The 10,590-nt window shown below is 66.7% G+C and carries 6 protein-coding genes; 3 read left to right on the top strand and 3 right to left on the bottom strand.

Annotated features, from left to right (window positions below):
* Positions 1 to 143 precede the first annotated feature (143 nt).
* The gene (locus AB4Y84_RS04825) at positions 144 to 1,034 is read right to left on the bottom strand and encodes a M48 family metallopeptidase (protein ID WP_025876363.1); all 891 of its coding nucleotides are present in this window, start codon (positions 1,032 to 1,034) and stop codon (positions 144 to 146) included.
* A 102-nt stretch (positions 1,035 to 1,136) separates the two neighbouring features.
* Positions 1,137 to 3,020 carry a formylglycine-generating enzyme family protein gene (locus AB4Y84_RS04820; RefSeq protein WP_442244059.1) on the bottom strand — a complete coding sequence of 628 codons (1,884 nt, stop codon included), beginning with the start codon at positions 3,018 to 3,020 and terminating at the stop codon, positions 1,137 to 1,139.
* A gap of 84 nt (positions 3,021 to 3,104) precedes the next feature.
* Between AB4Y84_RS04820 and rnd the strand changes: the two genes are divergently transcribed.
* The 3 genes from rnd (at position 3,105) to AB4Y84_RS04805 (ending at position 7,897) form a co-directional block, all read left to right on the top strand.
* Positions 3,105 to 4,184, top strand: a complete 1,080-nt coding sequence (gene rnd, locus AB4Y84_RS04815) for a ribonuclease D (protein WP_442249831.1) — start codon at positions 3,105 to 3,107, stop codon at positions 4,182 to 4,184.
* Positions 4,185 to 4,534: 350 nt separating this feature from the next.
* The gene (locus AB4Y84_RS04810) at positions 4,535 to 5,710 is read left to right on the top strand and encodes a serine hydrolase domain-containing protein (RefSeq protein WP_442249830.1); all 1,176 of its coding nucleotides are present in this window, start codon (positions 4,535 to 4,537) and stop codon (positions 5,708 to 5,710) included.
* A 120-nt stretch (positions 5,711 to 5,830) separates the two neighbouring features.
* Positions 5,831 to 7,897, top strand: a complete 2,067-nt coding sequence (locus AB4Y84_RS04805; protein ID WP_442244062.1) for a DUF4034 domain-containing protein — start codon at positions 5,831 to 5,833, stop codon at positions 7,895 to 7,897.
* Between the two features lie 97 nt (positions 7,898 to 7,994).
* Here AB4Y84_RS04805 and AB4Y84_RS04800 read toward each other — a convergent pair whose 3' ends face one another.
* Positions 7,995 to 10,325 carry a TonB-dependent receptor gene (locus AB4Y84_RS04800; RefSeq protein WP_312108673.1) on the bottom strand — a complete coding sequence of 777 codons (2,331 nt, stop codon included), beginning with the start codon at positions 10,323 to 10,325 and terminating at the stop codon, positions 7,995 to 7,997.
* Positions 10,326 to 10,590: the final 265 nt, after the last annotated feature.

The following is a 10,590-nucleotide window of genomic DNA, read 5'->3' as shown; positions in this document are numbered from 1 at the left end:
CCCATGGACGGGTTCACGGCGTCCCCCGCAACCGGACCCACCCGCCATCCCACAGGAAGCCAGCTTTTGCTGTTGAGGTTGCCGGCCAGCGGCCGGCACTACCGCTTCTGCGGGTGCAGGGCGCAGCCCTGCCGAACTCCCCTTTACCTGGCCTGCTCGCAGAACTTCTGCCGATACTCCAGTGCCTTCGGCATCAACGCCTGCAGGTTCTGGATACGGGTGCCCGGATTGGGGTGGGTCGAGGCGAACTCCGGCGGCGACTGGCCACCACCGGCCTGGCCCATGCGCTGCCACAACGGCACCGCCTCGCGCGGGTCGAAACACGCCGCCGCCGCCAGCATCAGGCCCACTTCGTCAGCCTGCGTCTCGTGGCTGCGCGCATACGGCAACAGATAACCGTAGCCCATCGCCGACATCATCATCTGCTGCTGCTGCGCATCCATGCCACTGGCGGCGCCGGCCACCTGGCCGATCTGGGTCAGCTTCTGCTGGGCCATCCGCTGTGCACCATGGCGCAGCAGCGCATGGGCGATCTCATGGCCCATCACCACCGCCATCGCATCGCGGGTGCGCGCCACCGGGATCAGCCCCGTGTAGACCGCCATTTTGCCACCGGGCAGGCAGAACGCATTGGCCTGCTCGGACGGAATCACGTTCACCTCCCACTCGAAGTCGCGTGCGAAGTGTGCCGGCTGCAACCCGTGTTCCTGCGCCAACGCGGTTTCGACAACATCCACTTTGGCGATAAGTCGCTCGGCAATCGCGCGGACGTCACGCGAGACTTGTTCATTCGGGCCCAAAGGGCGTTCCTGCGACAGGATCTGCTGGTAGGCCTGCAGGCCCAGTGCCTTCTCCTGGCTGGCGTCCAGGCTGCTGTCGATCAGCACCTTCTCGCCGGTATAGGGGTCGACTGCACGGTTGGAGAACCAGTAGAACGCCGCGTAGCCGGCGGCCAGCAGCAGCACCCACCAGCGGATGTTGCCGAACAGGCCACGCCGCTGCTGCGGCGAGCGGGAAAAAGGATCGTTGCGCATCGGCTGGTCTTCCGGCTGACCCCGCCGGCCGGCGGGTACGGCGCAATCTTAGTGCGGCGCTGCCTGCGGCGAGTGAAACCGGCGCCGATCCAGCCGTGCCCGTCAGATCCCTCGCACCAGCCGGAAGCCGATGCGCGCGTTGGTGGTATCCGAATCCTGCGATTGCCGCCAGGCCGCCCGGGTCTGCTCCGGCGCATTGGCCCAGTTGCCACCACGGATCACCCGTGCACGGCAGCCCGGGTTGAACCACGCCACACCATCGGCCGGAGCACGCCGATAGCTGGCATGCCAGCAGTCGGCCACCCACTCGCTCAGGTTGCCGCCCATGTCGTGCAGCCCGAAGCCGTTTGCCTGGAAACTGGCGACCGGTGCAGGCCCCCACCACCCATCACCATAGCCGACGAAGGCGTTGTGCCAATGCCTGCCGGAAGGCGAAACATCCTTGCTGCCGGTGTAATTGCCACTGCCTTCCGGTGGCAGCCCGGCATCGCCCCACGGGTAGCGGCCACTGCTGCCGGCACGCATCGCGTACTCGAACTCGGCCTCGCTGGGCAGGCGGTAGCTGCGGCCGGTCTGTTCGGACAGCCAGTTCGCGTAGTTCTCCGCATCACGCACGCTCACGTGCATCACCGGCGAATTGCCCAGTGCCCGCCCGCCGTCATAGTCGGACCGCCAGTCCACGCCGCTGCGACGGATGAAATTGCCGCTGCGCTCGTCATAGACCACCGAATGTCCACGCCGGGTCGCACGTGGGCGGGCATTGGTCGCCTTCACATAGCGCTCGAAATCACCCACGGTGATCTCGGTGATCGCCATCGCGTACCCACGCTCGAAACGCACATAGTGCGATGGCCGCTCTGCGTCGGTTGCGCCCGGCTCGGTATCACTGGCGCCCATCTGGAATCCGCCATGCGGAACCACGATCATCTGCGGTCCACGGCCGCCATCACGCAGCGCATCGCTGAACACCTGCCCCGGCCGGAAGCTGCCGTAATGGGTGGCCAGTTCGATGCGCTCGCGCAGCTGCGCCACCACCGCGTCGCCCGGCAAAGCGATGCGCAGCGCTTCGGCCAGCTTCTCGCGCGCAGGCTTCAACCCCTGCGGGGTGGTCAGATCATGCAGGCCGCCATCGCGCAGTTGTACCAGTGCCGCTGCACGGATCTGCTCGATGCGCTCGAACGCATCGGCGATCGTCGGTGACGAGTCCCGCACCTTGCTGGCCTCTGCCAACCACGCGCCGGCACTGGCGAAATCGCGGATGCGCGCGGCATCCTCGGCACGCCGGATCAGCCCACTTTCCGCAGCTGCCAGACCCTCCCGCGCGCGACGATTTGCCGGGTCCAGCGCAAGTGCCTCACGGAAGTTGCCAATCGCACCATCACCGGCTTCACCTATCCGGTCGGCACGCAGATCGTCTTCGCCCGCGCGGTTGTAGGCGACCACGCGCTGCGCAGTCTCGACCCGCCCCTGCAGCGCGCGCACCTTCTCATCCTTCGGCGCCAGGGTCAGCAGCACCAGCGCCTGGCGCCCGGCTTCAGCCAGCGCTTCACGCTGCTGCAATGGCCGCTGCAGCAACGCATCGGCCTGCTGCTGCAGCTTCTGTTTCGCGCGTTGCAGGCCCAGGCGCGCCTGCCGATCATCGGGTTCCTCCTCCTGCACTGCCAGCCACAGGGGCACTGCCGCATCGCCGTCTTCATACAGATGCCCCCGCGCGAATGCCTGGTCGGCAGCCCGGCGCAGCTGTGCCAGCGTACGTCCCTGGCGATCGACCCGCGGCGGCGTCCACTGCTGGATGTCCTCGGCCGCGTCGTCACCGGCAATGGTCACCGTGCCCCGCCCGGTACCACGCGCCGGACCGGCCTCTGGTGCGGGATCGGCCGGCGGGGCTGCGGTGGCACCGGCGGTCTGCGCAGGGGGCGACGGCGTGCAACCGGCCAGGCTCACGGCCAAGGCGGTAAACAGCGCGGGCGACAGCAGAAAACGCAAGCAGGGCCTCCTTCGGCACGGATGCGGACCGACGTTAGGCTATTCTCCCCTGCCTGAGCAAACCCGAGTAGTAGGCCCTGACACGTGGCAACCTGGATCACCACCCCCGCCGAGCTGGACACATACCGCCAGCAGCGGCCGACCCGCATCGGCCTGGATACCGAATTCATCCGTGAACGCACCTTCTGGCCACAGCTGGCGCTGGTGCAGATGGCCGTCGGCGAGGACATCCTGCTGATCGACCCGTTGATTCCCGGCATGCCCGAGGCCTTGGCGCCGTGGCTGGCCGATGAATCCATCACCAAGGTGATGCACAGCGCCAGCGAAGACCTGGTGGCGTTCAAGTGGACCTGTGGCGTGCTGCCGCGTCCGTTGTTCGACACCCAGATCGGCGCCGCGCTGGCCGGCATCGGTGCTGGCATGGGCTACCAGAAGCTGGTGCAGGAGATCACCGGCGTGGCCCTGGAAAAGGGCGAAACCCGCTCTGACTGGATGCGCAGGCCGTTGTCGGACTCCCAGCTGAAGTACGCCGCCGACGACGTCGAGCATCTGTTCGCGATGCACGACGCCATCTCCGCCAAGCTGGAAACGCTGGGGCGCCAGCAGTGGCTGCACGACGATGGCGAGCGCCTGCTGGCCAGCGTGGCAAATGACRAAGACCGCTGGCCCCACCTGGGCATGCGCTCGGCGCAGTTCCTGGACGCGCCCGCGCAGCGCCGCCTGCTGCGCCTGCTGCGTTGGCGCGACGTGCAGGCGCGCGCCAGCGACCGTCCGCGCAGCTGGATCCTGGACAACGAACTGGCCGCCACCCTGGCACGCACCCCGCCAACCGACGCGGCCGCATTGAGCAAGCTTTTCGAACAGTTCCCAAAGGCGCCGCGCAAGCTTGCCGCTGCGGTGTGGCAGGCGCTGGATACGCCGCTGGCCGACGAAGCCGATGCGCCGTTGGCGATGCAGGCCAGCGATGCCAGCAAGCAGCTGTTGAAGAAGCTGCAGGATGCAGTAGCCGAACGCAGCCGCGAGCTCGGTCTGGCCGATGGCGTACTGGCCTCACGCAAGCATCTGGAAAGCTATCTGGAGCATCAGCAGTGGCCGGCTGCGCTGGCCGGCTGGCGCCAGCAGGAGCTGGAGCCGGTGCTGGCACCGCTGTTGCCCGCTGCTTGAGGCCCCTGCCGTCGTCGCGCATGCAGCGCGGCGACGGCCGACACCGGTATCGCCTTGAGATCTGGTGCGTGCCTGCAACGCGCGACACTTCGCGCTGCTTCCCCTCGAATCCCATCCAGCGCCTATCGCCGCATGGGGCAGTGCCCGCCGCGATCCTGTACGCACGCCAACGTGATCGCGCCGCGCCGTTTACCTACATGACTGCAGACACATACGCCCGCATCGGCAGCATGCAAGAGTGAATCGCACGTCACCTCGTTCGCCTGCTCAGGGCACTGGTGGACGACGCATCCCGCAGGGCCGATACCGTCGGCGCAGGTCCTGCCCACGCTGCTGCGCAAAGGACTCCCATGCACACGATCATCTCCGAACGGACCGCAGCTCCCTCCTCCCGGGCCATGCGCCACCTGCGCCGATGGCTGGGCGCTTCATTGCTGTGCATCGCCACCAGTGCCAGCGCCGCCGATGACCTGCAGGYACGCATCGCACAGGCATTGCAGGGCACTGCGACGCCAGCGATGGGAGTGCTGGTGATCCGCGACGGCAGGATCGCCGAACAGGCTGTCAGCGGCGTACGCCGCAATGATGAAAAGGTGGCTGCCAGCAGCGGCGATGCCTGGATGATCGGCTCGACCGGTAAACCGATCACCGTGGCGATGATCGCGCGTCTGGTCGAACAGGGCGTGCTGAAGTGGGATGCGCCACTGTTGACGATGCTGCCCGACCTGGTGGCACAGATGCAGCCGGCCTACCGCAACGTCACGCTGGTGCAGCTGCTGTCGCACCGCGCCGGCCTGCCGGAGAACCTCACCGATGGCGCCGCACTGGATGCGTTCTTCACCGACACGCGTGCCCTGCCCGTACAACGCGAGGCCTACATCAAGGCCGCGCTGTCAGAGGCGCCGGTCCACCCTCCGGGAACGGAATTCGCCTACAGCAACAGCGGCTTCCTGATCGCAGCGGTGATCGCCGAGCGCGCCACCGGCAAGGACGTGGAAACGCTGATCCAACGTGAGGTGTTCCAACCGCTGCAGATGACCGGCGCCGGCTTCGGGCCGACCACGGCAGGGCAGCCGTTGGGCCACCGCGGCGGCAAGCCCGTCACCCGCGCGCCGCAGAAAGCCGATGATGGTGTACCGCCGATCTACACCGCCGCCGGCAACCTGCACATGCGCCTGCAGGACCTGGCACTGTTCGCCATAGACCAGCTCGCCGGCAGCCACGGCAGGGGCACGCTGTTGACGCCGGCGTCCTACACACTGATGCAGAGCGCGCAACCGGGCAGCCCATCCGGTCTGGACTGGGGCGTGCAGCCGGCGATCGCCGGCCGCCAGGGCCCGGTGCTGGTACACGGCGGCTCTGATGGCAACTGGCTGGCCTGGGTGGTGCTGTTCCCCGCACAGAACAGTGGCGTGATCGCCATTGCCAACGCCGCCGAAGACATGGGGGCCGACACAGCCACCATGGGCGTGCTCGGCGGTCTGTTCGCCGAACTGGCCCCTGCTGTCGCGCCTGCCGCCAGGTAGACTCCTCGCGACGCCCTGCCCCTGCGGGGCGTCGTCCTGCCGCACCACTGCAGGCGATAACAGGCATGCACCGGATTGCCTAGAATGCGCGTCCGATCATCTGCAAGGACGCTGTTGCCCATGCCGCATTCCCCCCACGAAGCGATGGCCTTGCGCCGCGAAGCACGCGACGCGTTGCAGCAGGAGCGATTCGATGATGTCGACCGCATGCTCGGGGCGATGGAGCAACAGTGGCTCGACGGTGGCACCCCGCGCTTCGGATATGGCTGGCTGCTCGCCACCCTGCTTGAGCCTGCGCAGGACCTGCCTGCCCGCCTTGAACGGGCGCGGCAGTGGTGTGCACGGCAGCCACACAGCCCGCATGCGTGGGCCGTACTGGGCACGCTGTGGGACCGCGTTGCCGGCCGCATCCGTTCCACCGACACCATCGAGAAGATCCGCCAGGCGCAATGGGACGGTGCTGCGCTGGCACGCGACCACGCTCTGGCCGCATGGCTGCATACCATCGCACGCCATCCACGTCCCGCCTTCGTACTGGGGCGGATGCTGCGGATGGCCTGCTACCTGGGCGAGCCGCGCTGGTTGCAGCAGTTGCAACGCGGTGGACGCGCCGATCTGTACACCGCGCAGCAGCGCCAGGACCCGGAAGCATTCGCCGCCGCGGTCGCATTGCTTGCGCCCTACGGTGCCCCCTTGGATGAACTTCCCGCCCTGCCCGCTGTGCTGGCGCATCGCAGCGAAGAAGCATTCGAGTATGCCGCCGACTACTGGCTGCAGCTGGCGCTGTCGTTCCGTGCCGATGATGCCGACGTGCTCGAGATCTATCTGTACTACCTGTATCCGCGCTGGGGCGGCAGCCACGCGCTGATTCAGGACTTCATCGACGGTCCCGAAGCAGCACGATTGATGCTTCCGCAGCGTAATCGACTGCGTGTGGTCAAGGAGCGCGACTGGCTGTGGCTCGCCCCGGATGCCGACGATGCCGAGGCCATCGCCGAACAGGAGCAGGCCTATCGCGCCCTGCTCGACCTGCACCTGGATGCATCAACGCGGGCACAGGTGCTGTGCTGGCGGGCGATGCTGGACTACCACCTCGGCCGCGACGAACCGCAGGAAAACCAGGTGAACTGGGACCCGATGCGGATGACGCATGCCCGTGACTGCCTGGCAGAGGCGTTCGCGTTGGATCCCGGCTGTGTGGTCGATGAGGGCATGAACGCACTGGAAGCCTGTGCGCATTTTGCACGCGTCGACGGCGCCGACGCGCTGTTCGCACAGGTGCTCGCCAGTGTCGAAGACTGGACCGACAGCGCGCATGCCCTTGCGTGGTTGGCAGCCGGTCGTCAGTCCGGCCTGTTCGGCTTCAGCGCGGACAGCGCCCTGGCCGCGCAGCACCTGCAGGGAGCGCTGGCGACGGCCGACGAAGATGGCGTGGAGTTGTCCACGGTGGCTGCCAACCTGTTCTGCTCGGTTTCCGCGCCGGCCGGTCTGCAGATGCTGCTGCAGCTCGCGCACGCCGGCGACCCGAGGTCGATGGCATCGCTGGTGGATCTGTACCGCGGGCGTGTGGCCGGCAAGGACTTCCCCGCTTACGCCGACCCCGTGCAGGAGGCGCTGTGGACCGAGCGTGCGATTGCTGCCGGCGACTTGGTGGTGATCTACAACCGCGCCTGGCAGCTGGGCGAGATCTTCAGGCAGACGCCCGACCCCGCGCTGCAGCAGCAGTCGCGCGTGTTGTATCGGCGCTGCGTGGACGAGGCTGAGCCGCATGACCGGGTATGGCGCCCGGCGCACAAGAACCTTGCGGTGCTGCTGTACCAAGGTGAGGACGACATCGACAAGCGCGAAGCGGTGTTCGACCTGCTGGGGCCGCTGTGGTGGCGTGGCGACAGCGCGACCCAGGCATGGGCGGCCGGTTTCCTGGCCGATGTGTTCCACTTCGGCAACGGTGTGCCTGCCAATGCCTTCCTGGCCAAGGTCTGGCTTGACCGGGCCGCCGATGCGGAGCCGGACAACGCGGAGGTGCTGCGCATGCGCCCGTTGATCGATGGGCAGGGCAAGTTGTTTGGTGCCAGCCGTGCGGCGCGTCAGCAAGCCCGCGACCGCGACAAAGTGGACCTGCGCAGCTGGCAGCTGACCTTCGGCCTGGATGCAGTACCGGACCGGCACGACGTGCAGCCGGTCTGAACCAGCGGCAGGCCAACGACAGACGCCCTGCACAGGCAGGGCGTCTGCAGGAAAGTGCAAGGGTGCCGGTATCGCTTGCGATACCGGCCGATGCGGCTTACCAGTTCATGTTCAGCGAAACACCCACGGTGCGCGGTTCGTTGTAGACCGCGGCCATGTAGTTCTCGATCACGCCCTTGAGGTTCTTCTCGTTGGTGATGTTGCGCGCGAACAGCGCCACTTCGTAGGCACCGTAGTTGCCCGAGTAGCCGATCTTCAGGCCACCCTCGAAATCACCCTTGGAGTTGAATTCCTTGCTGTCGTACAGCACGAAGCTGGTGTAGCCCTGCTTGTTCCAGTCGGTGGACACGAACATCGTGGCCGCGTCGCTGACCGGGAAGTCGTAACGCGCTGCCAGGTTGATGTTGTACTTCGGTGCGTTCGGCAACGGGTTGCCATCGATCTGCGCGAAGGTGTTGGCACCGACCTTGATGGTCGGATCGTTCACCGTGCACACCACTTGGCCGTTCAGGCCGCAGACCTGCGCGTAGACGCGCTTGTCCTTGATCTCGCTGTGCAGCAGGCTCAGGCCGGCGCTCAGGGTCAGGTTCTGGATCGGGCGCAGCTCCATGTCCGCTTCGAAGCCGTAGGCCTTGGCCTTGTCGGCGTTGAACAGCACGCCGTTGCCGTCCGAATCGTTGCCGTTGAGCTGGATGTCGTTGACGGTGTAGGTGAACGCGGTGGCGTTCAGGCGCAGGCGGTTGTCCCACAGGCTGCTCTTCACGCCCGCTTCCCAGGACAGGATCGTCTCCGAATCGGCGGTGGTGAAGTCGGCATTGAACACCGCCGAACGGCCCTGGATGGTCGGGCCACGGAAGCCGCGGGCGACCTTCGCATAGACGCTCACGTCCGGGGTGATCTGATACATCGCGCTCAGATCCCAGCTCGGGGTGGTGTCGGTCATCTTGACGTCGGTGCGGCCTTTGTAGGTGACTGCGCCAGCGGCGGTGTCGGCGGTCTTCAACAGACGGGTGTGCTTCTCATCGCGGGTCTGGCGCAGGCCGGCGGTGACGGTGAACTTGTCGGTGAAGGCGTAGCTCAGCTGGCCGAAACCGGCCCAGGAGGTGTTCTTGTTGCGCAGGCGCACCCAGTTGTTCGGGTTGCGCGCAGCGCCCTTCAGGAACCAGGCGCGCTGGTAGAAGTCGGTGGTGTCGCTGCCATTGAAGTAGAACGCACCGGCCTGCCACTGCAGGGCGCTGTCGTCATGGCTGGCCAGGCGGAACTCCTGGGTCCACTGGTCCAGGTCACGGATCTGGCCCATCGACTGGCCGTAGCCGTTCGGCACGCCATTGACCGGGAAGTTGACCGCAGCGCCGCCGTCGGTGTCACCGCGGCTGTAGCCGGAAGTGGTCTCGTAAGCGGTGATCGAGGTGAAGTCGATCGCGCCGAAGTCATAACGCGCCTTCACCGAACCGCCGTAGGTCTTGTACGCCTGCGGGTTGTTGTCGGCCTCGTCGTAGGCGACCTGGTCACGCGGCACGTCGGTCTTGTTCGAGCCCTTGGTCAGTGCGTTGCGCAGGAACAGGGTCGAGGTGCCTTCGTAGTCGCGGGCGTGGGCCGAGGCGAGGATCGAGAACTGGTCGCTCGGGGTCAGCAGCAGCTGCGCGCGCACGTTGCGGTCGTCGAAGCCGCCCATGGCGTTCTTCTTCGGGCTGACCGTGCCGTCGGCGCTGGGGCCGGTGTAGGTGTTGTCGACGTAGTCGTCGCGGTGCTGGTACAGCGCCGACACGCGGAACGAAGCGATGTCGTTGATCGGGCCGCCGAAGCCACCGTCGATCGACACGCTGTTGTAGGAGGCATAGCTGGCGCTGACGCGACCGCTGTAGTCCTGGGTCGGCTTGAGGGTGTCGAACTTGACGATGCCGGCGGTGGTGTTGCGACCGAACAGCGAACCCTGCGGACCGCGCAGCACTTCAACCTGGTCCACGTCATAGACCGGGTTGGACTTCAGCACCACGTGCTCCAGCACGACGTCGTCCTGGATGATCGACACCGGCTGCGAGGCACCCAGGTAGAAATCGATGTTGCCCAGGCCGCGGATGTAGAAGCGCGGGAAGATGCGGCCGGTGGTGGTTTCCGCATACAGGCTCGGCACGCGGCCGGACAACGCCAGCAGGGTGTCGTCGCCGCCGGCGGTGAAGTCGCGCATGCGCTCGCCCTGCACCACGCCTACCGACACCGGCACTTCCTGCAGGTTCTGCTCGCGGTGCTCGGCGGTCACGGTGATGGTGTCCAGCCCGGTCGGGGTCGGTGCACTGTCCTGCGCGACAGCACCGAAGCTGGCAGCCAGCGCCAGGCCTGCGCAGGCCAGGGCCAGCGGATGGCGACGGAAGGAAACGAAGGAGGACGACGTGCCCGACGAACGGCGGGAATCGGAATGGGAAGGCATCGAAAGCTCTGAGGAGGCGTCCGTGCGGCCTGCGCTGGCCGGGCGGCAAATAGGAGGAAAACTGCGCAAGCGGCCATTATCCTCCAAATTGTTACAATTTCGTTGCGCCGGCAGGCAGCAGGGGCATCAAGCCGCTTTCGGCACAGTCCGGCCTCAGCCGTCCTTCGGTAGAGGCGCGAGCGCGACCTCGACCATCGCCAGCAGGCGTTCGCGGCTGATGCCGTCTCGCGCCTGCACCGAGATGCCATGCAGCACCGTGGCGAAA

This window comes from Stenotrophomonas sp. 2YAF22 (assembly GCF_052114665.1).
Lineage (GTDB): Bacteria > Pseudomonadota > Gammaproteobacteria > Xanthomonadales > Xanthomonadaceae > Stenotrophomonas > Stenotrophomonas indicatrix.
This window is presented reverse-complemented; position numbering and strand designations above follow the sequence as displayed.